Origin of the sequence: Rheinheimera sp. (assembly GCF_036782235.1) — a bacterium.
Taxonomy (GTDB): domain Bacteria; phylum Pseudomonadota; class Gammaproteobacteria; order Enterobacterales; family Alteromonadaceae; genus Pararheinheimera.
This window is the reverse complement of record NZ_DAIPZL010000001.1, coordinates 479411-501972: the sequence shown is the minus strand read 5'-3', so window position 1 is coordinate 501972 and position 22562 is coordinate 479411. Positions and strand designations below refer to the sequence as shown.

17 protein-coding genes are annotated in these 22562 nt (G+C 48.8%); 14 read left to right on the top strand and 3 right to left on the bottom strand.

Features of this window, described 5'->3' with window-relative positions; translation table 11 throughout:
• The coding region (locus tag V7P87_RS02170; RefSeq protein WP_333795966.1) for a hypothetical protein at positions 1-2060 on the top strand (2060 nt) is incomplete at its 5' end.
• A 286-nt stretch (positions 2061-2346) separates the two neighbouring features.
• A complete protein-coding gene (locus V7P87_RS02165) occupies positions 2347-3489 on the top strand; it encodes a M23 family metallopeptidase (RefSeq protein WP_333795965.1) in 1143 nt (380 codons plus the stop codon).
• Here V7P87_RS02165 and V7P87_RS02160 read toward each other — a convergent pair.
• The 3 genes from V7P87_RS02160 to uvrD form a co-directional block, all read right to left on the bottom strand.
• Entirely contained in the window at positions 3479-4588 is a 1110-nt protein-coding gene (locus V7P87_RS02160) for an ABC transporter substrate-binding protein (protein WP_333795964.1), read from the bottom strand. The two genes, V7P87_RS02165 and V7P87_RS02160, sit on opposite strands and share 11 nt — an antisense overlap.
• Before the next feature lie 73 nt (positions 4589-4661).
• Positions 4662-6905 (bottom strand): GNAT family N-acetyltransferase, encoded by a 2244-nt coding sequence (locus tag V7P87_RS02155; protein WP_333795963.1) that lies wholly within the window; start codon positions 6903-6905, stop codon positions 4662-4664.
• A 1-nt stretch (position 6906) separates the two neighbouring features.
• Positions 6907-9075: a DNA helicase II gene (uvrD, locus tag V7P87_RS02150; RefSeq protein WP_333795962.1), complete on the bottom strand. Its 2169-nt coding sequence runs from the start codon at positions 9073-9075 to the stop codon at positions 6907-6909.
• Positions 9076-9276: 201 nt separating this feature from the next.
• Here uvrD and V7P87_RS02145 point away from each other — a divergent pair, with 201 nt between their 5' ends.
• The 12 genes from V7P87_RS02145 (at position 9277) to V7P87_RS02090 (ending at position 22380) form a co-directional block, all read left to right on the top strand.
• Positions 9277-11313 carry a TonB-dependent receptor plug domain-containing protein gene (locus tag V7P87_RS02145; protein ID WP_333795961.1) on the top strand — a complete coding sequence of 679 codons (2037 nt, stop codon included), beginning with the start codon at positions 9277-9279 and terminating at the stop codon, positions 11311-11313.
• Positions 11314-11325: 12 nt separating this feature from the next.
• Positions 11326-11952: a PepSY domain-containing protein gene (locus V7P87_RS02140; protein ID WP_333795960.1), complete on the top strand. Its 627-nt coding sequence runs from the start codon at positions 11326-11328 to the stop codon at positions 11950-11952.
• The gene (locus V7P87_RS02135; RefSeq protein ID WP_333795959.1) at positions 11928-13070 is read left to right on the top strand and encodes an iron-sulfur cluster-binding domain-containing protein; all 1143 of its coding nucleotides are present in this window, start codon (positions 11928-11930) and stop codon (positions 13068-13070) included. The genes V7P87_RS02140 and V7P87_RS02135 overlap by 25 nt, the downstream gene beginning before the upstream one ends.
• 131 nt (positions 13071-13201) lie before the next feature.
• Complete coding sequence (locus tag V7P87_RS02130; RefSeq protein ID WP_333795958.1) at positions 13202-13591, top strand: DUF1294 domain-containing protein; 390 nt, start codon at positions 13202-13204, stop codon at positions 13589-13591.
• An 11-nt stretch (positions 13592-13602) separates the two neighbouring features.
• Entirely contained in the window at positions 13603-14346 is a 744-nt protein-coding gene (locus tag V7P87_RS02125; protein WP_333795957.1) for an alpha/beta fold hydrolase, read from the top strand.
• A 209-nt stretch (positions 14347-14555) separates the two neighbouring features.
• A complete protein-coding gene (locus tag V7P87_RS02120) occupies positions 14556-14993 on the top strand; it encodes a hypothetical protein (protein WP_333795956.1) in 438 nt (145 codons plus the stop codon).
• A gap of 8 nt (positions 14994-15001) precedes the next feature.
• Entirely contained in the window at positions 15002-15613 is a 612-nt protein-coding gene (locus V7P87_RS02115) for a hypothetical protein (RefSeq protein WP_333795955.1), read from the top strand.
• Positions 15614-16007: 394 nt separating this feature from the next.
• On the top strand, positions 16008-17870 hold the full coding sequence (locus V7P87_RS02110) for a hypothetical protein (RefSeq protein WP_333795954.1): 1863 nt from the start codon (positions 16008-16010) through the stop codon (positions 17868-17870).
• A gap of 3 nt (positions 17871-17873) precedes the next feature.
• A complete protein-coding gene (locus tag V7P87_RS02105; RefSeq protein ID WP_333795953.1) occupies positions 17874-18872 on the top strand; it encodes a hypothetical protein in 999 nt (332 codons plus the stop codon).
• Positions 18869-20272: a diguanylate cyclase domain-containing protein gene (locus tag V7P87_RS02100; RefSeq protein ID WP_333795952.1), complete on the top strand. Its 1404-nt coding sequence runs from the start codon at positions 18869-18871 to the stop codon at positions 20270-20272. The genes V7P87_RS02105 and V7P87_RS02100 overlap by 4 nt, the downstream gene beginning before the upstream one ends.
• A 10-nt stretch (positions 20273-20282) precedes the next feature.
• Positions 20283-21587: a glycosyltransferase family 2 protein gene (locus tag V7P87_RS02095; protein ID WP_333795951.1), complete on the top strand. Its 1305-nt coding sequence runs from the start codon at positions 20283-20285 to the stop codon at positions 21585-21587.
• A 49-nt stretch (positions 21588-21636) separates the two neighbouring features.
• Complete coding sequence (locus V7P87_RS02090; RefSeq protein ID WP_333795950.1) at positions 21637-22380, top strand: hypothetical protein; 744 nt, start codon at positions 21637-21639, stop codon at positions 22378-22380.
• The last annotated feature ends 182 nt before the right edge of the window (positions 22381-22562 follow it).

The following is a 22562-nucleotide window of genomic DNA, read 5'->3' as shown; positions in this document are numbered from 1 at the left end:
TAACTGATTTAAATCCGTTGTTGCAGGCGGACACTTTGCTTTCAGTGAGTCTTTACCGCAGTTTGTTAACTGACTTTTCAGTGCTGAAAAATCTCAATTTTGCCCAAAATGCTTCGTTGTCAGTGTCTGGATGTATTGATCAACAAGGTTATTCACTGCATCTCGACGAACTGAATGCGCTTAAAGCCAAATACAATTTAAATTTGTCCTTGTACGATGACAAACGTGATGATTGCCCTGATACCTTTGCTGGCGTGACGCTGAATGCACAAGGGCAAGTGCAAAACCGTCAGCTCAGTTACAACTGGCAGGCCAGTGGCAGTAGCACAACTTTGCATTGTGCCTTGTATCTGGACTTGGATGATCAGATGCCAGGAACCCCTGTTAGTCCAATGCAAGCCTGTGGTAACGGTGGTCAGCGGTTGTTTAGCGGTTATCAGGCCGACCAGTTCAGGCCTGCCATTTTGTTTGACAACGGCATTGGCGGTGAAAAGCTGGTGCGGATGGCTGAAGTGGGGGCAGCACCTGCTGTTGCTGCGTTGCAATCAGTGGATTTAAGTCAGGTCACGTTGTCGAAAAAACCTTTGTTAACACAACAACGTGATGGCTTGTTACGACTGCACGTCACCGCAGCGACAGCCCCGGCAGTGCTGCCGAAGGTACAGGTGCAATTGAGTTTAAATGGCAGCACCACTTTGCTGGATGCCATAGCACCGACTCAGCCTTTACCTGCCAGTAAAGTGCATAGCAGTCTGAATCACAGTTATAAACTGACAGTGCCGGCCAGCTGGATGAAAACCGGTTTAGTGTTGAAAGTATTACAGGATGGCGTACAAGTCAGAGAGCTTACGCCGGCATTTGCTGCGGAACGGCCCTTAGCCATTCGGATAGTGCCTTTCCAGCTGGGTGACAGCGTAGCAACCTTACCAGCGGTGGACTTTGTGGAGCGTACTGTGCAGAAGTTCTGGCCTTTTGCCAAGGTGGATGTACGAACGCGTGCGCCTTATAAGCTGCAGGTCAGTGGCAGCAAAACAACGGCTTACATGATGCTGGATGAACTGTCCGATTTGCGTTCTATCGAAAACGAACAGGTTTATTATTATGGCTACTTTAAACCTGAGATGGGGGATGGTTGTTGTGGCGGCCTGGGTTATGTCGCCTTTCCGGCCGCTGTAGGTTTTGATACCGACAATAATGGTAGTATTCTGGCACATGAACTCGGGCACAATTTTGGCCGTCTGCATGTGGCTTGTGGCAACCCTCCTAGCCCTGATTCTATGTATCCCTACAACCCCAAATCTACTGGCTCTTATGGTCTGGCCCGTGATTTTAGCAGCACCTTTTCTCCCGGAACTTATAGTGATGTGATGTCTTATTGTCAGCCGGTGCATGTGTCAGATTACAACGTGGCTGCGGTGCAGGCTTTTGTGTTAGAAACGCCACCGGCAGCTTTTCCTGCACAGGCGCAGTCACAAAGCTTAACTGAGGCAAAGGCACAAGGTACAACTGCTCTATATCTGAGTGGCAGTTTTAGCCAGGGAAACATCACCATCCGTAGTTTAGTGCCGTTATCGCGCGCGCCCAATGACATAGCGCAAAGTGATGTCGTGCTTCGTCTACTGGATGCACAGGGGCGCTGGCATCAGTTTAATGTGCTGCTGCAACAATATGATCATGCCGAGGGGCAAGTGGAGCAGCGTTTCCAGCTGGAGTTGCCAGCATTGAGCATCAAAAAATTGCAGATATGGCGTGCTAATAAGCAGCTGGCGGAGTTATCTCAGGATGCTCAGTTATTGGCTCAATCGCAACAACAGCTACAAAACCTCGCTCACAATATCAAAGTGAAGGAAAAGTCCAATGAAGTTTGCGTTAGCTGGCCTGCTGATGGTTCTGCCGGTATAACTTTATTACATCGGCAGAGTGGTCAGGATTTTGTGTTGGCGCTTAATGAAAAATCCGCCGACTTTTGCCGTGACAGCAGCACATTACCGCCAGGCGGAGAATGGCGGCTGAGCTGGCGGCAGCAATTGTTGCTTCGAGAGTTTGTGCGGCAACGTTAAAAAAACAGGGCGCCTTGCGTGAAGCGCCCTTTGTTTTTACCGCTTTTGTGCCAAAAGACAGCCTTGTTGCAGATGCGGCACAACGGCATCGCTCCTTGCTGCAACAGCGATGTGTTGCAGCTTGGTCGCTGGAACTGTTGTTATCCATGTTGCTCCGCCAGCTGTTTGTGACATCAGACTGACAAATTTGTGATATTTATTTTTCCCTGCTTTCACTGCGACCCGCTGAGGCTAGAGTGAGCTGTGGCTGTTCAGGCCATAGCTTAACCCTCAGAAGGACGAACCGATGAAAATCAGGAATATCAGCATTTGTGTTATTTGTGCGCTTGGCCTGCAGGCACTGGCAAGTGGTGTTTTGCAGGCGGCAGAACCTATCCGGCCACCAGAATCTTTAGAGCTGGTGCATCCACTGGTGTACAGCTATGACGAAATGTTTCATTTTGATATCGAAGCTTATCTGGCTAGTCAGGCGCCGCATTTGTTGCCTTATGCCGAACCTATTTCCCATTGGGCCGGTTACAGCAGTATCAGTCCACGGGTGCTTATTACATTAATCGAGCAGCACAGCGGCATAGTAACAGACGGCAAAGCCGATGAAGCCAGAATGCAGCGTCCTTTTGCTTCCTTGTCGGCAAAACTTGGTTTTAATGCACAGCTGCAGGACGTGAGTCATCAGCTGGCCGAGCGTATTTACAGCGGTCAGAAGCGGCCGGAAGCCCAGGAGTTTTTACAAAACCATGATGCCGATCCACTAGGTTATCTGTTTAGCCAGAACTCAGAATTCGCAAAACCCGTGGTGCAACAGGTCCGTTTTAATCAGTTGTATCAAAAGCTGTTTGCCGAAGACTTTAAAGCGGCGCAGGTAAAAATCCGCCAGCCACAGTCGATGTTACTGGCCGGTCCTGCCAATGGTTTTTTACAGTTTCCCTTTCCGACCGGCCAGTCCTGGCATGTGGGCGGTGCTCATACCAATACCGGCTCCGGCAGTTATCCAATGTCATCGCTGGATATGAGCCAGGGTGGGGGCTGGGGCAGTAATCAGTCCGGTGTCTGGGTGGCGGCTTCGGCCGGTGGTAGTTTTAAACGGCATTCGTCCTGTTTTGCCGAAGTCGTGCATAGTGGCGGTTGGTCAACCACTTATTATCACCTGATGAATATTCAGTACGGCACAGGGGCCACAGTGTATAAAAACACCCGCATAGCCAACCCGGCGAACAGCCAGGCGCAGGCCTTGTGTAACGGTGGTTCTTCTACCGGCCCCCACCAGCACTGGAGTTTAAAACAAAATGGCAGCTGGACCCATTTGCATGGTGTGTATTTGTCGGGCTGGCAAATTACCGCTACCGGCAGCAGTTACGACACCAATTGCACCCGTTATTATCTGACGAAAAACGGGGTCAAACGTTGTGCCGGTTATTTTAGTCATTAATAGCCAGAGGCTGCAGTTGCTGGTTTTTCAGACTGACCAAAAACACCTGATTGGAAGCCTGATGGCGTTTTTGGTCGTAATGAAGTTCAAAATCATAAAGTTGCTGAGCCGGCAGTGTTTTTAATAAACAGTTGCGGCTGACATCGGCTGAACATTGTTGCAGCGCCTGCACCAGCAGTGTGGCTGCAGCAAAACCTTCAAAAGCAATATCACTAAGGGGGATTTCTTGCCCTGCCGCCTCGCGGTAAGCCCGCGCTAAATCCGACTGGTTGCTGACCGGATCCGGCATCACCATGGAGGCTACTACTTTATCCTGACTGCCGAGCATCAGTGCCAGCTTAGAGACACCGGTAAAAGACACCACACTGTATACAGGACGGAATTTTTTCAGGTTTGCCAGTTTAATCGCCTGTGCCAGCACCTGATAAGTGCCCACTGTTAACACCAGTTCCGGCTGGTATTGCACCAATTGTTTCACTGCCTGACTTAAGTCGCTGCTGTTGCGCTGAAATCTGCTGATCACCAGGGGTTTAATGCCGCGATAGCTTAATTCAGTTAAAAAATTTTGTTCCAGTGTGGCGCCAAACTCGTCGGCCTGAATTAATAACGCAATTTTGCGCAGCTGTTGTTGATCCACCAGATATTTGATTTGGGCTTTGGCTTCTTCGGCATAACTGGCGCGGAAATTATAAATAAAATGGTCATTTTGCTGACGTAATAAGTCGGCGCCGCTAAATGGCGCCAGATAAGGTATCTGTTCGTGCCTGACCATCGGCAGCACAGCACTGGAGGTTGGGGTGCCAATATAACCAAATAAGGCCATCACCTGATGGGAGAACAGCAGCTGCCTGGTGTTGGCCACAGTGCGTATTGGTTCATAACCATCATCCAGTGCTACCAGTTGTAGTGGTCGACCGGCAATACCACCCTGTTGATTTTGCTTTTGAAACACCAGTTCGGCGCCATGGCGGTAACTTAACCCCAGCTGTGCTGCAGGGCCGGAAAAAGGTGCAGACATACCAAGGCGAATAGGCGATTGATCTTCTGCTACAGCCGCAAAACTGCCGAGCCATAACAGCAACAGGAGAAATCGCCACATCAATACAATAACCACCCTAAGGTTTATAAGCTGAGGTTAAATCTGAACTTGTCCGAACTATAGCCTAAATCCATCAGCACCTGTCTGTATTGATACAGGTCAGGGGATCTGCTTCCAACTGCGATTCAGATCCAACAATAACACTGGATACGGCTTGTTGCATGGCACGGATCAAGGCCCTTTTGCCGGTATGGCCCGATCCCAGGTTTTGCCAGCTGTGTTTCTGCCAGAGTTTTTTCACAAAAATGTCGATGATCTCTGCGGGAATGTGTTGATAATACCGGTTAAACCAATGCAATAACCAGACTTCCACTAACTCATAAGGCCTGTGCCCTGCGCTGAATAACTCTAGTTGCGCAAGTGCTGTGGCCGGCAAGGCAATTTCAGGCGGTGTTGCCAGCTGTATCGCCAGCGTTGGGCACAACTGACGCTGGCTGTCGGCCAGTTGCCAATATAGCTGCTGGCTAAACTGTTGCTGTAAAAGCTGTACTGTGGCCTGCCACTGGGGTTGCAAGGCTTTGAGCATCAGCACCGAAGCTTCACTGCTGGCTTGTTCGGCTTGTTGGCTGAGTTTGACCGGCCGATAACCGGCACCTTGCCAGAAGTTCAGCAAAACACTGGTGCAGCCAAAGCTGCTGCCCAAAAGCGCCACATCGGTGTTGGCAAAATATTGTTGCAGCAGCGTCAACATCGTTGTGCCAATCCCCTGCGACTGCAGCACGGGGCTGACGGCAATACGCTGAATGCGCGCCATTTTCAGGCGGGCCAGTTCCGGGCTTGCCAGATGAAAAGCCAGACTTTGTGCCATTAAATGGCCTTGCACCCGGCGTTCGCCCTGATAAACCTGCTGGCATAAAGCGGCTGGTAAATCACCTTCCAGACTGATCACTGCACAAGCCAATAGCGCATCCTGCTGCCACAAGGTAAAAAGTTGCAGCGCCGGGTTATCCAAAAGTGCCCATAAATCTGTGGTGCTGGTTTGATAATGCGCCAGGCTGAGCAGTGCCATCATTTGCGCAAACCGGGGCTGTTGCGCCAGTTCAGCCTGTGGGATGTGCTTTAGCTGCAGGGGCAGTGCGGGCTGATATTGTGGCAGCTGATATTCGGTGGCTAATAAAAAGCTGTTAAAAATCAATTGTTCCAGCGGGCAGTCGGCGGCGTAACGAATGGCTTGTTGTAACTGAAATTTTTGCCAGCCAGGGCAGTGGGTATCCAGATAAGGCTGAAACTTTAATAAAAAACCGCGGCCTGTGCCTTCATAACCATGTTCGGTGCTTGCCAGCACAACCCGGCTGTAATGGGCTACCAGTTGCTGTAGCTGAGGGGTTGGAATGGCCGCTGCTTCGTCAATCAGCAATAAATCAAGTTTGGGTTTTTCCGCCAGTAACAAATCCACAGGCCAGAAGCTAAGCGCCAGCTCAGTGTCTGGGGCAAGCTGCTGCAGCTGTTGTTTGGCCATGTGAAGCGCCACTACGGCGTTGTCGGGGTGAGGTGCACAAATGGCCAGCCGGGTTTTGCCCTGATGTTGCAACTGCGCTGCTGCAATACCAAGGGCTGCCGATTTACCGCGGCCGCGGTGTGCAGTTAACAACAAAGGCCGGCGCCTGTGGCCGGACAACATCTGGAAAATTGCTGTGACGGCCTGTTGCTGGTGCCTGCTTAAATAAGGTGGCTCAGGCTGCTGCACTTCGACATTTGAGGTGTCCGCTGCTGGCCAGGCGAGATCCTGCAGCAGCAGGTTATCGCGGCATACCAGCCAGTTATGTTGCCTGGTTTTGTGAAGCCAGCTTTGTAAAAATGCCGAAGGGCCGGCTTCATCAGGAAAAGAGCGCAGTTTGCCGGCTTTGGGGTTGGGGAGCTTCGACCAAAGCTCAGGGGCTGGGCTACATAACAGCCATAATCCACCGGCTTTTACACAACCAGCGCTGGCAGCGACTAAATCCCAGTCGATCCCCTGCCAGGCGTTGATCACAAGCACGTCACATTCAGTGCCGAGCAGCTGAGATTTGCGCTCTATCTGCTGAAATTGCAACAAAGGGCAAGCCTGCTGCACTTCAGCTAAAGGCGCGCCGAGCCAGAACACTGTGGCTCCGGGCGGCTGGGCTTGCAGTAAATCCAGCAGCAGCTGTGGTGTTGTGGTTTTTGTGTGTGACTCGGCTGCGGCTTTGGCTGCGGCATCGGACGCTGGCACTGCATGCGCAGACATCTCGGTGTTTGTTTGTAACCAAAGTGGTAAACGCCAGCCCAGCGCCTTGCATTGCTGCTGCCGCGTTAATAACAGCGTTGGCAAAGAGGCCGCAGTCGGGCTGGCAGTCATGTTAAATCGCCTCTAACCTGGCATAAGCTGTCACCAGCCATTTACTGCCTAAATCGTCAAAATTCACCTGGATCCGCGACTGGTTGCCGGTGCCTTCGTAGTTCAGCACTGTGCCTTCGCCAAATTTTTCGTGAAACACCCGCTGGCCCAGTTTAAAACCTGTGTTTTCAAAAGCGCTGTGGGTGGCGGCGCTGCCAAAACGGTTAAATTGGGTTGGCCGGCTGACGCTGGTGGTCAGGCGGATTTCTTCGACATATTCGGCCGGAATTTCGCGTAAAAACCGTGACGGTTTGTTGTATTGCTCCTGCCCATATAACCTTCGGCTTTCGGCGTGGCATAAATACAGTTTTTGCATCGCCCTTGTCATCCCCACATAACAAAGCCGGCGCTCTTCTTCCAGGCGGGTTGGGTCGTCGCCCGACTGCTGGCTTGGGAACATGCCTTCTTCCAGACCACAAACAAATACCAGTGGAAATTCCAGGCCTTTGGCGGTGTGTAAAGTCATCAGCTGCACAGCGTCTGAATGTTCTTCGGCCTGATATTCACCAGCTTCCAGCGCCGCCTGGGATAAAAAGGCCGACAGCGGACTCATTTCTTCATTGGCGGCAAAGTTCTGGTTGGCGCAGGCGTTCACCAGCTCGTTTAAGTTTTCAATGCGGGTTTGGGCTTTTTCGCCTTTTTCCGCCTGATACATGGCATAAAGGCCAGACTGATGAATCACATGGTCGGCTTGCTCATCCAAAGGCAAGTCGCGGATGTCGTCGTCCAGCTTATTGATCAGCTCCATAAAAGCGGACACCGCATTGGCGGCGCGGCCGGTCAGCTCTTTCTGGAACAACATTTGCTGAAGGCTTTGCCATAAAGTTTGTTGTTCACGTCGGGCAAATTCACGCACTTTATCCAGGCTGGAATCGCCAATACCACGGGTTGGCGTATTGATAATACGCTCCAGCGCAGCGTCGTCCTGCCTGTTGTTAATCAGCCGCAAATACGCCAGTGAGTCTTTAATTTCCTGACGTTCATAAAAGCGCTGGCCGCCATAAATGCGGTAGTTCATCCCGTCCTGAATTAAGGCTTCTTCCAGTACCCGCGACTGGGCGTTATTGCGGTACAACACTGCGGCTTCAATGAGTTTGCCACCCTGACGGCGCCACTCACGAATGCGGCTGACAATAAAACGGGCTTCATCCAGCTCGTTAAAGGCGGTGTATAACGAAATTGCTTCACCGTCGTCGCCGTCCGTCCATAAGTCTTTGCCTAAGCGGCTGTTATTATTGGCAATAACAGCGTTGGCGGCTTTTAAAATAGTGCCGGTAGAGCGGTAGTTTTGTTCCAGACGAATAGTGACAGGATCCGGGAAGTCTTTTAAAAAGGTCTGGATATTTTCTACTTTGGCACCACGCCAGCCGTAAATGGACTGGTCGTCGTCGCCCACTATCATGACGCGGGCATGGTTACCGGCGAGCAGTCGCAGCCATTGGTATTGAATGGCGTTGGTGTCCTGAAACTCGTCGACCAGAATTTGGCGAAAACGCTGCTGATAATGGCTGCGGATTTCGCTGTTGTTTTTCAGTAGCTCAAAACTACGCAGCAGAATTTCGGCAAAATCGACTAAACCGGCGCGGTCGCACAGGTCCTGATATGCGGCGTAAATTTTAATCATGGTTTCTAAATTAAAATCGCCACCATGCGCCATTTTATTCGGGCGCTCACCTTCATCTTTGCGGCCATTAATAAACCACTGAATTTGTTTAGGCGGCCAGTGTTTTTCATCGAGGTTCAGCGCTTTGAGCACCCGGCGCACCAAACGGTATTGATCGTCCGAATCGATGATTTGAAAACCCTGTGGCAAATTGGCTTCGGCATAATGGGCGCGCAGCATACGGTGCGACAAACCGTGGAAAGTGCCCATCCATAAGTTGTTTAAACTCACCCCCACTGTTTGTTCAATACGGGCGCGCATTTCCTGGGCTGCTTTATTGGTAAAAGTCACGGCCAGCAAACTATAAGGTGCCACACGTTCAACCTGCATCAGCCAGGCCAGCCGATGCACCAGCACCCGGGTTTTGCCCGAGCCGGCGCCGGCCAGAATCAGCATATGCTGGCTGGGCGCAGCCACTGCATCACGCTGTTTGTCGTTTAAACCATCAAGTAATAAAGAAACGTCCATTCCGCTAGCCTATGGATAAATGTACAGGGGTACTGAGATAACGGCAGTATATCAGGGCTTGCCAATGGGCTAAACCCGTTTGTTGTTGCTGTGAATGACTTACCCAGGATGGAGTACAATCACAAATATGTATTGAGATCTATTCTCAGTTGCATTCGCATTTGCTATGCTGCGCGCAAATTTTGCCCCGGAACAAAAGTTATGTTGTTGCTGTTTACTGCTGCTGCCACTGTCAGTGTGATTAATGGTGTTGAACATATGGAAGTGACTCAGCGCAAAGCTGAGTATCAGTTAACCAGTCAGGTTGATGTGCGTTTATTAACACGGGAGGAGTTAACCCGTTACGGTGACCAATCGTTGGCAGAAGCTTTGTCCCGTATTCCAGGTTTGTTGCTCAGTGGCCCACCGGGCAAAGGCAAAGATTTACGCTTAAAAGGTTTAGATAAAGCCTATTCACAGATTTTAATTAACGGCAAACCCGTGCCTGGCAATGGGGAAAAACGTGAATTTGATTTAAGCAGTATTCCACTGGCCTGGGTAGAGCGGGTGGAAGTATTGCAGGCCGCTGACGCTACAGTGTCTGGTGCTGGTGTCGGCGGCACCTTAAATATTGTGTTAAAAGACCACCGCAGCAGTGATGAGTTGCAACTGACTACCCGCTATCTGCAAGGCAATAGCTGGCAACCGGCTTTGTCTTATTCCCATGCTTTTCAACAAGGTGATTTCCGTGGCCGGTTAGGGCTGGATTACAGCGAAGTAGACGCCGACAAACGCAAAATTAAAGTGGCCACCCCAGCCAAAGGTGATGCCACACAAAGCACTGAAACCGAAGATAAAGCAGAAAAACGTGCTGGTTTAACTGCGGATGTGCAATATGCTGTGAATGACAAAACCCAGCTGAGTAGTCAGGCGCGTTTTATTGGTAAACAAGAAGACAAAGTTAAACTGACACCCAGCACTAAAGGCGGCAAAACCGACAAAACAGTGTTGGAAACCGAAGACAAACAAAACAGATTCAGCTGGTTTGATAACAGTATCAGCCATCAGTTGGCTGCTTCTACCCTGACGGCTGATTTTAGTTACCGTCAGCAGCAGGAAGACAAAGACAAACTGAATATTGAAACCGACGCCAAAGGTAAAATAAAACAAACAGCGGAAACAGAAGAAAAACGCGAGCAGCTGCGCTCTTTAGCTGTGCGCTGGGCCGATGATGCCATAGTGTTGGGAGCCGAGCAGCAATGGCGTGACAGATACCGCTTAAAATACAAAAACTTAGTCTTAAGTGGGAATAAAGACAGCTACGACTTCAGCGAAAATCAGTCGTCATTATTTGCCCGTTACAATTTTAAGGCGCTGGGCAAATGGAGCCTGGGTTTAAGAGCCGAGCAGATGGACAGAGAAGCTGTGCTGAATGGCCAGGACTACAGCGCCGACAACAGCTGGGATCTGCTGCCTAACCTGAAGTATCAACAAGGGCTGGGTCAGGGATTTAAATTCCGCAGTTCGGTTAGCCGTTCAGTACGCTGGCCCAAATTTGACGATATGGTGCCTTTTACCGAACTGAAATCCGGTTCTTTAACGGATCCAGACAAAATGGGCAACCCGGATCTGGCGCCGGAAAAAGGCTGGGGGCTGGATAACTCGTTATTGTGGGGGCAAGAGCAATCGGAATACGAAGTTTATGTGAACAGACGCTGGGTAAAAGACTTAATTATCAATAACACAGCTCTGGACGCCCAAACGGGTCGTTATGTGCAAAAACCAACCAACATCGCTTCTGGCATTACTTCGGGCTGGGGTTTGCGTTTTTCTCAGCCGCTGACCGAGCAGCTGTTGCTGGCAGGCAGTGCTGACTGGCAAAAAGTAGCGGCTGCCGCTGCTGCCGCTGAGTTTAATCAGGTGCCCCAGATGTTTGCCAAGCTGAATCTGGACTGGAAAATTACCGACAACTGGCAGGCTGGTGTATCAACGGGTTATCAGGACAGTATGGAAAAAACCGAGCTGACCGCCACCCAGCGTAGCCTGGAGCTGGAAGCCAGTATGACAACTTTGGATTTGTACAGCAGCTACAGCTTTGCGCACAATGGCAAATTAAGTTTGTCGCTGCTTGGTGCCAATAATCCGAAAAAACAAAAAACCAAAACGACCTGGAATTTAGCGGGTGCCCAGCAGCAACACGACTGGGAAACAGAGCAGAGTGCGCGCGAGTGGGTACTCAATTACAACCTGGCTTTTTAAGGAACAATGCAGATGTGGCGTAAATTACATGTGTGGGGTGGGGTGCTGATTGCAATTCCGATGTTGATCATTGGGGTCAGTACTATTTTTATTGCCCATGGTGATGCCTGGGGGGCCAAACAAATCACTTTTGGTGAAGTAAAACCAGATGCGGAGTTAAAACGGGTTTTAACCACTGCCCAGGGCATTATGCTGGGTGGCAAACAAGGTGTAGTGCTGCTGGATGACGCCGGCCAGGTGAAACAAAGCTGGTTGCCCCAGCTGGATATCAAAGCGCTGCGTGAGCTGAATGGTCAGGTGTATGCTTCCGGCAAAATGGGCTTGTATCAGCAGCAACAAGATGACTGGTTACAGCTGTATCAGGGTGATGTGGAAGACATGACGTTGCAGCAAGGCAAACTGACGCTGCTGGTGAAACATGTTGGTTTAGTGCAGCAACAAGGGCAGGAATGGCAAGTATTGCGTGCTGACAGTGGTAAAGAAGAAGCCCGCAATCTGGATAAGCTGATGATGGATTTGCACAGTGGTAAAGCCATTTTTGGCAAATATGACTGGATTTGGATGGACGTGCTTGGGGCTTATATCATTATTTTTACCCTGACAGGCGTCTGGTTGTGGTCGCGGCGCTCGCAGTTTTAATTCTGCTGATTGTTCCTTCGGTATGGTGCTGCTGGTTAACCTGGCGGCACCTGCGTTTTTTAGCGGCAGAAAAACAACAGAAAAAGCGGTTACACCTCAAAGTGTTGCGGCTAAAACGGCAACAACATTATCTGTTAATCACTTTGGCACACCCAGAGGGCCGGCCCCTGCCAAGGGCCAAAGCCGGCCAACATCTGCTGCTGTATTATGATGATTTACAAGGTAAACCCGTAAGCCGGGCTTATTCCCTTGCCAACGACTGTCACCACCGTCACTTTTACCAGCTGGCGATAAAATGCGAAAAAAATGGCCGCTTAAGTCAGAGTATTTTTCAAAAGCTTAAACAAGGTGATTTGCTCTGTACCAGTTACCCCAAAGGGCATTTTTTACTGCAAAACAGTAACAAACCGCTGGTGCTGATAGCTGCCGGTGTGGGTATTACCCCGATGCTGGCTATGGCTTATCAGGCGATACGGCAGCAGCGTCTTTGGCTGCCGGGCAATTTGTTAAAACGCCCCCTTTCAAAACGCCACATGCCAAAGCGGCCAATGCCAAAACGAAAAATCACACTGGTTCATCAGTGCCGCGACGCCTCACAATTGTTATATCACCGTTTATTACAACGTTTGCCGGGCCTGAACTATGTGCCGGTGCTGAGCCAGCCTGATGCTGGTTGGACAGGTAAAAGCGGCCGGGTTGATATGCAGTATTTATTACAATTGGGTGGCAAAGATGGCCATTATTTTTGCTGCGCCTCAGCAGCGATGACAGAACAATTAGCTGCTGATTTTAACGCGGCGGGAATAACGCATTTTTCCTATGAGCTGTTTAGTGCCGGGATCAGCAGTCAGAGTTTTTTAATCAGTTATCAACAAGGCCAACAGCAGGTCCATGCCGATTCTGCCGGTTTTGCCACTGTGCTGGATGCACTGCTGGCAAGTGGGGCCACTATTGTAAGTGATTGCCGTGGTGGCTCTTGTGGCTTATGCAAAAAACGCCTGATCAGCGGCCAATGTAAACAAGTGCTGGAAACCGCCGCCAGTTGCCGTGATGACGAAGTACTCACCTGCTGTATTCAGCCCTTGTCAGATTTAACCTTGCTTGACGCCGCCAACTGAACCGCTGTTTGTTGGCATATAAACTTAAAGCTGAAGCGCTGCCGCAACATCTGAAACAACCACAACAGTAAAAACCGCACATCAGCACAACTGTTTGTTATGCTGCGAAAAAACAACAATATAGGTGCACAATGCGGGTGAAGGGGCGGAGGAGCAACAGCAGCAGCTGGCAAACTTTATTGGCGCTGGCTTTTATCGGTGGGCTGGTCGCAGCGGCCTTGATGCATTGGCTGCCCTGGTGGCTGGTTTGTTATTACCTGTTGTGTTCTGTGCTGACTTTTGTGGTGTATGCCTGGGATAAAAAAGCGTCGGTACAAGGGCAATGGCGTATACCAGAATTCAGGTTACAGCTTCTGGCCTTATGTGGTGGTTGGCCAGGTGCTTTGCTGGCGCAACAGCTTTTGCGGCATAAATCCAATAAAAGCAGTTTTTTATGGCTGTTTTGCCTGATGGTCTTGCTGAATCTGGCGGTACTTTATGCTTTGATCTTTGCCCAAAACCACTTTGCTGCCCTTACATAAATAGGCTGATGATGAGCGCAAAAAAACTACTGCTGGTGCCAGGTACCTTATGTGATGAACGTTTGTGGTTGCCTATGCTCAGCACCACTGCCGGGCAGCAGCTGCAAAGCGCTTTTACAATACAACATGCCAATATCTGGCAAGCGCAACACCGCGCTTTGATGCTGGACGCTATTGCCAAAGCTGAAGCAGAACATCTGGTTGGTTTTTCACTGGGTGGATATTTATTGCTGTCGCATGCAATTTCTGCGGCAGCAACAAAGCCAAAGCACATAAAGTCGTTGGTGCTGATAGCCTGCAGTGCCGGCGCTTTAACGGCAGAAGAGCAAAAAATGCGGCAACAAACGCTGAACTGGTTACAACATCATCGATATCAGGGCATGTCGCAAAAAAGGCTTAGTGAATTTGTGCACCGGTCGCAGCTGAATAATCCGGCAGTGACAACACCGATTCTTGCGATGGATAAAGAACTTGGCCATCAAGTGCTACTGAATCAGCTGACACAAACCAGCAACAGGCCTTCGTTACTGGAAGCACTTGATCAAATTCAGTGCCCTGTACTTATTATTGGCGCTGCTGATGATCAAAAAGTGCCGCTGGCCGCTTTGGAACAAATGGCCGCAGCTTGCAAAGATGCCACTTTAGAGGTGCTGCCACATTGTGGTCATATGCTGCCTTTGGAACAACCAGAGCAGCTGGCGTTGTTGTTAAGCTCGTTTTACCAGTCTTGTGGTGTGGTCGTTAGCGAAGCCTGATGAGCGCTACTTCGCTGCAGTCTTGTGGTAGTGGGCTGTTGCTGGCTCTGCGGAGCCAGGCCTTTTAGTTACATTTACTTACTCTTGAAATTAGTTGTTTTGTATCAACTGCTTTGGTTGTCATGTTAGTTTGGTTTAGCCGCTGTACTGTGGCCAGAGCGCTTTAAACTCCCTAGTTTTAACTTTACCGGTCAGGAAAAGGATGTTGTATGAAAAAGACCGTTGGAATGCTGTTGTGTTTGCTGTTGCTTGGGTACGGGCTGGTTCGGATTGGTGTTGGCACCGCCTTGTTTGCTCAGGAACTCACATGGATTAACTTTCCGGAATTGGCTGACGCCCTTGCCGACATGAGAGTATTTTTTGATGCCCGCGCCGACAGGCAGTTGTTGCCTTTGAATATGGCAGCATACAACGGTTATATCCTGGGCATGGGGCTGGTATTAACTGCCGGGGCGGCCGGCGTGATCTGTTACCAGCGTTGGGGTTTTGTTCTGCTTGCGGTTTATTTGCTGATGCACGCTGCGCTTTTTGTTAACTTTCAGGAGTTTACGCTGAATAAAAAACTGTTTGGTCTGGTTATGCAGTGCGTCGTATTGCTGGTATTAGTTTATTTAAGGCCAGCGCGAAAACCTCAGCTGCAATATTAAAGGCAGTGATGGCACAGCTAAAAATAATTGCTATCAGCGGAGCGTCCGGCAGCGGCAAATCAGCGTTGATTAAAGAGCTGGCTGCTTTGCTGGGTTGTGGTTCGTTGCATTTTGACGATTTTATTGACGCCGGCACTTATCCGGCGGATATGGCTTTTTGGCTGGCGCAGGGTGCTGATGTCAATCTGATTCAAACGCCCAGGTTCACAGAGGCGCTACAACAGGCAAAAGCCGATGCAGCACAAAGCGCTGATGGCCCGAGTTATTTACTGCTGGAAGAACCTTTTGGCCGGCAGCGTTTGGCAATGGCCAGTTTGATTGATGCGGTGGTGTTGTTATGTCCGCCGGCGGATATTTGTTTATCCCGGGTGATTCAGCGCAATTTGTCAGCCGTGAACCAGGCTTCTGCTACAGAAGCAGATCTCAATAAAGCAATTGTGCAGATTAACAATTACCTGCGCCGTTATGATGATTATTTAGGTTTGGCCTATCAGACAACGGTGGCGCAGGTTGCAACAAACTGTGATTTACAAATCAACGACGTCGCGCCATTCAGCCAGATAGCTGCCAGGGTGCTGCAGTGGCTGGCACTGGATCAGCAGCGGCGGGCTTTATCCTGACGATAACAAAGCTAAAACTTCTCATTGTTATAAAATGCTGGCAGCCGGTTATCAGCCAGACAGCCGGCACTAATCCGGTTCTGTTACAGGAAAACGAACATAAGGGTTGTATCTGCTTGTCACCGGGCAAAGTTCTTGCTATCAGAAAAAGCGGTGAATAAATGTTCGTGTCACCCGGTGTAAATCTTGACCTAAGCGTTTGATAATTTGCTGAATATGTTTACACTGGTTTTCTTCGCTTGTGGACGGATGTGATATGCCAGGTTGTAAGCCCTACCTTTTATTATTCAGCCTTTCCGGCTTTGTCATCAGCCCTTTATCATGGTCTGCCAATACAGCGGAAAAAATGCTGTGGGATAATGGCCTGGCAAGCTATGAAGCTACAAAAGCCAGCTTGCGTAACAATGTGAGCTTGAGTGATGTCTCCAGAATTTTATCTTCCCGTTGTGATGCAAAATGGTCCAACGTTGATGAAGTGAATGCTTTGGAGCAACAATCGGCGGCTTATAACAGTGATGTTGGCTTAGAGTTTCGGGCCGGTTACACCTCCCGTGATATTCAGCGAAATCAGGACGAAGCCGAAGGCAATACCTACATGGAGTTGTCCTGGGAGCTGTTGGACAATGGTTATTTAGAAAATCAGTATCAGGCCACCGATTATAAAAGACAGGCCGCCATCAAAGCCGTGTTAGGCAAACTAAAACAACATGAAATGCACTATCAATGCCGCCGTTATAATTTAAACCGACATTTTGCCGGTTTAGAGCTGCAGCTTAATTCAATAAAGTTAAAGTTTATGGAAGCGGTTTATGGCGTTGAAAAGCAAGCTTATTTTTCTGGTGCCAGTTATCTTGATGAATTGATGATCTCGGAAGAGGATATCATGCTGGCACGCCAGACGCTGGCCCGTTTGCATGCCGATCCTGCTTTGGCGACCAGTGAGCTGGATTTGATCAACCCGCCGGTGATTGACGTTGATTTAGCCGCAATAATGCAACAAATTGCGCAAAATAAAGATTTGGCTGAATCACATCGTCTGACGCGATTAAGGGTTGAAGATCAGTATCAGCGTGAAGATTCTTTTTTACAGGGCAGTCGCTTTCGTTTGTTTTTAAGAAAAGAATTTGATGTGTTTAACAGCGGCAGACAAGATTTGGTTGCTGGTGCCCGCTTGCAGATGCCCATCACTTTTGGTGAGCCCGGATCTCAAACTGAAGCAAGATTAAATCAGCTCGAACAGGATTTTAGCCACGAACAGTGGGAAATGATGACCCGAACCCGCGCTGCTTATGTTGCTTTGCAGGAACAACTGGAGCGGACAACCCGGCAGCAATACCGGGTGTTAAGGGCACAGGAAGCAATGCGCCGGGTACAAAGTTATTCGGCGCTTGAGATGCCGCTGGATATCGCTGCGGTGAATGTGCGGGTTAAATCCTATATTGACGCCGCAATTGAGTTGGGCCACGCCAAAGAGGAACTGTATCGCAGAGTCAATGAAATATTTCTGGTGTCGCGGGTGGAATACAACGAGAAGTTTATCAAAGTGAACTCTTTGAATGAGACTGAACACAGGGCCCGCATCGGCGAGCGCTCTGTGTATATCTGGTCAGAACAATTTAACCGTTATTCTAACGCCGAACTCTTTGTGTTATTTGAAACCAAGGCGCTGAAGCATGCGTTAGTCAGCGTTGGCAGCAAAGTCAACGCAACAAAGTTATTTGAGTTTATGCAAGAGGCTGCACAGCATGATGTGCGGGTCAGTCAGTTATTGGGTGAAGCCAAGTGGGCGCTGAAAGAGCACCATAATCAGGCCTTGGCAGCTGTTGAAGCCAGACTGCAGTATGGTGATGCCATTCATCTGGATATAGAGCCACATGCCCTGGCTGAATACAAAGCCAATCCAAAGCAGGTGCTGCAGGATTTAACCAGGCTGGTTGCTGCAATACGTGCACGTCATCCGGATATCAAGTTAACCCTATCTGTGCCACACCATTGGCCGGCAGAAGTGTTGCAGGCGTTGAATAATGATGTCGACCGCGTTTATTTAATGGCTTATGAAACCCGTGACGCTGAAGTGATTAGCCGCCGGATCAAAAACGTATTGGCATCCATACCACTGAATAAACTGGTTGTGGCGCTGAGGCATCAGGATTTTAATACCGAATTGCAATTAGAAGCCGCAATCGAGTTATTAAGCCAGGCGACAGGTGTGAAGCAATTTGCCATTCACAAGCTTGATATTTATACACAGGAGTAACCGGTGAATTTATATAACCGCAAAAGTCTTATTACTGCGGCACCGGAGGGTAAACCGGTTGCGTCGTATCAACCCAATGTGACCAAGTGGCTTTATTTTATTCTGGTCATTTTGCTTGTTGTTTATCTTATCTATCTGTTGATCAAGCCTTATTACCTGGTTGAAGCACAAGGTTTGGTCGACGTTGAAGTCCGTGAGGTTCTGGCTGAGCGTGATGGCCTGATGGTGCAGGTTGCTGTCAAGCCAGGCCAGACCTTTAAAAAAGGTGACCTGTTAGCGAGCTTTGCCGCAGAAAAACGCTGTGTTGCTGAGCCTGATCCGGTGCTTGAAAAACTGTCATTTGATATGCAGCTGTTAACGAATGAGATTAGAGCACTACAAAAAGAAAAAACCGCTTTAGCCGCTACGACCACAACACCGGATAGCATGCTGCGGGCATTGGAAGTGAATGCATCTTTGTTCCGTCAGCAGCAACAGCAGCAGCAAAAACAGCAGCAGGCACTGGATAAGCTGAATCTAGAAATTAACAAGGAACAGGAAAGGCTGGCAATTATGTCCAGCCGGCATAATAGTCTTGCCGAGGCCAAACGACAGCAACCCGTCGACGAAGCTTGTCTGGAGAAACACCTTTATGCCAGCGAAGATGGCCAGATAAAGGAAGTCCGGGTGTTAGCACAGGATTTTGCGGTGAAAGGTCGCCCCATCCTAAAATACAGCCCGGCTGATGCACAGGTTCGTGTTGTCTTTCTGGCGGATGCCAAGTTGTATCGCTCTTTTGGTCAACAATCTCAGATCATGGTGACCTTTCCTGATGGTTCTGAAAGTGTGGGCCGTGTGGAGCAAATCGAATCTGTCGCCAGTCAAATCAGTGGCAATCTGAATGATTTACTGTCGAAGGACAAAGTGCAATTACGCATGACTCTGGTGCCGGTCAATCCCGCCGATCGCAGTCTTTGGCGCATGTACGAAAGACTACCGGTATCCGTGAGGGGGTCGTTATGATAAAGCAGCCGCTGCAACTGATGTTTGCAGACACCAACAGACCTTTCATGCAAGCGACAACCACATTTGACGGCTTAGATAAGGTCAACTGGCAGCAGGTCTCTTGTTTGTTGCTTGACGCTGCTGATATCACCTCTGCTTATGCAGCACTGGTCAAGCTGCGGCAACATACTTCACCCCATTGTTACTTAAGGCCTGTGGTGTTTGTTGCCAACACCGAGCGTCATCATGGCTGGCAATGGCATGCGGCTGATGCGGTTTTAGTACTTCAGGGTGAGCATCTGCTTGATCCGGCTCTGGTGCCGGATAACCTGGAAACGATTAACCGCTGGATTGACAATCTGCCGCAGCAGGAAAGGGGAGCAGATGGTCATTTACAGGTCAAAGTGCTGCGGTTGTTAGCCAGCCGTCAGTCAAGTGCAGAACCTCAGGCAACGTCAAGCAATTACAACGGTTATGTTTATCCGCTGTTACAGCCGGTTTTTTCGCTACAAGACATGGGTGTTATGCAAACGCTGGGTTTTCTGGAACAGCAAAATTTATTATCAGCGACCTTATTTGACCGGGCACATTTTTGTATCCACTGTGACAGTGCCTTTCTCAACTTCAAAGAAACTTGTGTTGCCTGTGGCTCGCACGACCTTGATGTGGTTGAGCTGGTGCATCATTTTCATTGTGGTTTTACCGCTGACATAACCCGCTTTAAGGCGGGCGGTGATGCATTAATCTGCCCAAAATGTGATAAACATCTGCGCCATATTGGTGTTGATTACGACAAACCGTCGACAGTGAACAAATGCCGCCTTTGTCAGCATGTCAGCCAGGATGGCAATGTGGTGGCAAAGTGTTTTAACTGCAATTGCACTACGGAAGCAAAGTTTCTCGATTTGCGACGTATCAATAGTTACAAGCTAACCTCTGTGGGTTTAAATGCAGCCTTTTATGGTCTGAAAACCTATTTTACCGATATTCTGGAAAGTGAACTGCAACTGTTGTCCTTGCGCGAGTTTGAGTTGTTTGCCAATGTGGAAGCTGCCCGTATTGCCCGTTATGGCAAATCACAAAGTGCGCTGGCGATAGTCCGATTTGTCGGACTGGATAAAATACATATTGAACTGGGCAGCAAAGCCAAACAAATTTTTACTGAGCTGGCCGGTATATTTAAAACCATACTGCGCGAAACGGACATTATTACCGCCTACAACGAAAGTATGTTTGCGATTTTGATGCCGGAAACCAACCAGAACAATGCTGAATTAGCACTTTCGAGGTTGCAAAAAGCTGTTGAGCAGTTAGTGAGCGAAAACTTCAACCGCTCGCTGGAAATCCAACAGCATGCGCTGGCTGTGACGTCCGAATTGCAGGTGCGGGATGCATTAGAGCGGTTTTTAAATCAATGAGACTTTACTCTTGATTGAACAAGCCTTTGTATTTTTTATCAATCTGAGTGGCTGGCAACTGTTAGGTTACTTCTGGCCATTTTTTATGATTGATATGGTGCGCTATGTGCTGCTGGAAGGTGCAGTGCTACTGCATTATTTACCGCAACGTAAGCGAAAGGCTGCATTATACGCTGCCGCAAGGCAACAGCTTTTTAGCCAAAAACCTCTGGTCTCAGTGATTGTGCCTGGCAAAAATGAAGGCCAATACATTCCGAAACTGGTGCAAACCTTGCGTCAGCAGAGCTACCCATTTTACGAGCTGATTGTTGTGGATGATGGTTCAGATGATGCCACGCCTGAAATTTGCCGTGAATTGGAACGTAATGGTTTGATCGACTGTTTTATCCGCAATGAAATTCGGGGTGGAAAAGCATCGGCGGCCAATACTGCCCTACAGTTTGCTAAAGGCCGTTATATAGTGCATATCGATGCTGATTCACACATGGAACAGGATGCACTGGAAACGATCTTATTGCCTTTTTTGATGGATGCTGATGTGGGCTGTGTCGGTGGCGATGTACGGGTGGCGAATTATGAGGATAGTTTTGCTGCCCAGATCCAGCGAATTGAGTACACAAAAAGCATTATGGTAGGGCGTACAGTTGCTTCCCATCTTGGTCTTCTGCGGATAGTGTCAGGTGCTTATGGCGCATTTCGCCGCGATATTCTCGAGGCGATTCATGGTTGGGACGTTGGTCCAGGACTAGATGGTGATATCACGCTGAAGATCCGCAAAATGGGTTTTAAAGTAGTCCATGAGCCAGCGAGTGTTTGTTATACCAATGTGCCAATCAGTTACACTAAGTTAGCCAAGCAGCGCTACCGTTGGGATAAATCCATGGTCAGGTTTCGTCTGCGCAAACACCGCGATATCTTGTGGCCGTCTGAATCTTTTCGCTGGCGCAACTTTATAACAGTCGCAGACAATATATTTTTTAATTTGCTGCTCGACATAAAGTGGGTGATTTACTATTTTCAGATTATTCAACTCAGCTCTGGTTATATCGCTTTTTTAATCATTCTCAATTATTTCTTTTATGTGTTCGCAAATCTGATTCAGTGGTTGTTTTCGGCAATGATGCTCCGTAGTCTGAAGCAAAAACCGATGTATCAATCGATTATGTTTATTCCACTGATGCCGATTTATACCGGAACTTATTTAAGGTTGATTCGCACCTTTGCTTATCTGATGGAATTGCTGCACAAGCGTTCTTACGTTGATCGGTGGAATCCGTGGAAAGTTTCTAAGATTGCAAAGCGAAATAAACTGTAAGATAATTGGCGAAATTTTACCCTCCTTTATTAGCTAACAAGTGAAGGCCATGATGAAGAAGTATGTTGTAGGACTTTTGTTGTCTGTTATCTCAGCAACTGCAAGTGCGGGAATTATCAAGATTGATACTGCGCAATGGTCACACGAAGCTGGTCCATCAAATGACCTTAAAACAGGTAATTGGGTTGGTGTAAAGCGTCAGGAACCGGAAAAACACAGTAATTCTTCCGGAGCGTTGGTCAGTGACTTCAGAGTTTTTGGTGATTTTCTGTTCAGCGGTTTTTTTTCACCAACCACACGCGAATTTGATGACAACGACATCGTTGGTATTGTGTTTGGCTGGCAGGATCCTAAAAACCATTACCGCTTAGGCTGGACTCAAACGCAGCGCCCGGGTACAAAAGATGACAAAGCCTTTACGGATATTACCGGTCGCACAGGTTTGTTTTTGATTCGCGAAGTTGACGGCAAGTCAGAGACTTTATTTAACATCAAAGATTTGTATTGGGAAGATGACGCCAGTTACAGCTTTAACATTAAACGTGTCGCAAACCAGTTAGATTTGAATTTTGGCGGTAAATTATTTTCTGTGACGGATTCAACCTTCCTCAGCGGCCATCTTGGCGTTTACACTGAAAGCCAAACTGCCAAATTCTGGAGCTTAAACGCCGATGGCAGAACAACATTACAGCCACCTCAATCAGTGCCGGTATCTGAGCCAGGGGCTGTGCTGTTTTTTTCAGGTTTAGTGATGGCTGCTGCAGTTCGTCGCAGACGTGAACAAAAAGCCTGAAGCTGATTTACCTCTATAAACGCCGCTCATTGAGCGGCGTTTTTTTTGAGAGGCACTTTGCCGGCATTTTGCGTGATGCCATGATTCGCTGGCACAAAGTACCAATCCTTATAAAAGTACCTGTCCAGATATAAACATCAATCGTTTGAAGTTGGATCGACTGCTCAGGCAACTGTGGCCCA

Bases quoted from the DNA above. Each gene is read 5' to 3' on its own strand.
- V7P87_RS02090 (WP_333795950.1), top strand. From the start codon at position 21,637: ATGATGAAGAAGTATGTTGTAGGACTTTTGTTGTCTGTTATCTCAGCA.
- V7P87_RS02160 (WP_333795964.1), bottom strand. From the start codon at position 4,588: ATGTGGCGATTTCTCCTGTTGCTGTTATGGCTCGGCAGTTTTGCGGCT.
- V7P87_RS02165 (WP_333795965.1), top strand. From the start codon at position 2,347: ATGAAAATCAGGAATATCAGCATTTGTGTTATTTGTGCGCTTGGCCTG.
- V7P87_RS02115 (WP_333795955.1), top strand. From the start codon at position 15,002: ATGGCACAGCTAAAAATAATTGCTATCAGCGGAGCGTCCGGCAGCGGC.
- V7P87_RS02100 (WP_333795952.1), top strand. From the start codon at position 18,869: ATGATAAAGCAGCCGCTGCAACTGATGTTTGCAGACACCAACAGACCT.
- V7P87_RS02130 (WP_333795958.1), top strand. From the start codon at position 13,202: ATGCGGGTGAAGGGGCGGAGGAGCAACAGCAGCAGCTGGCAAACTTTA.
- V7P87_RS02145 (WP_333795961.1), top strand. From the start codon at position 9,277: ATGTTGTTGCTGTTTACTGCTGCTGCCACTGTCAGTGTGATTAATGGT.
- V7P87_RS02140 (WP_333795960.1), top strand. From the start codon at position 11,326: ATGTGGCGTAAATTACATGTGTGGGGTGGGGTGCTGATTGCAATTCCG.
- V7P87_RS02120 (WP_333795956.1), top strand. From the start codon at position 14,556: ATGAAAAAGACCGTTGGAATGCTGTTGTGTTTGCTGTTGCTTGGGTAC.
- V7P87_RS02125 (WP_333795957.1), top strand. From the start codon at position 13,603: ATGAGCGCAAAAAAACTACTGCTGGTGCCAGGTACCTTATGTGATGAA.
- uvrD (WP_333795962.1), bottom strand. From the start codon at position 9,075: ATGGACGTTTCTTTATTACTTGATGGTTTAAACGACAAACAGCGTGAT.
- V7P87_RS02155 (WP_333795963.1), bottom strand. From the start codon at position 6,905: ATGACTGCCAGCCCGACTGCGGCCTCTTTGCCAACGCTGTTATTAACG.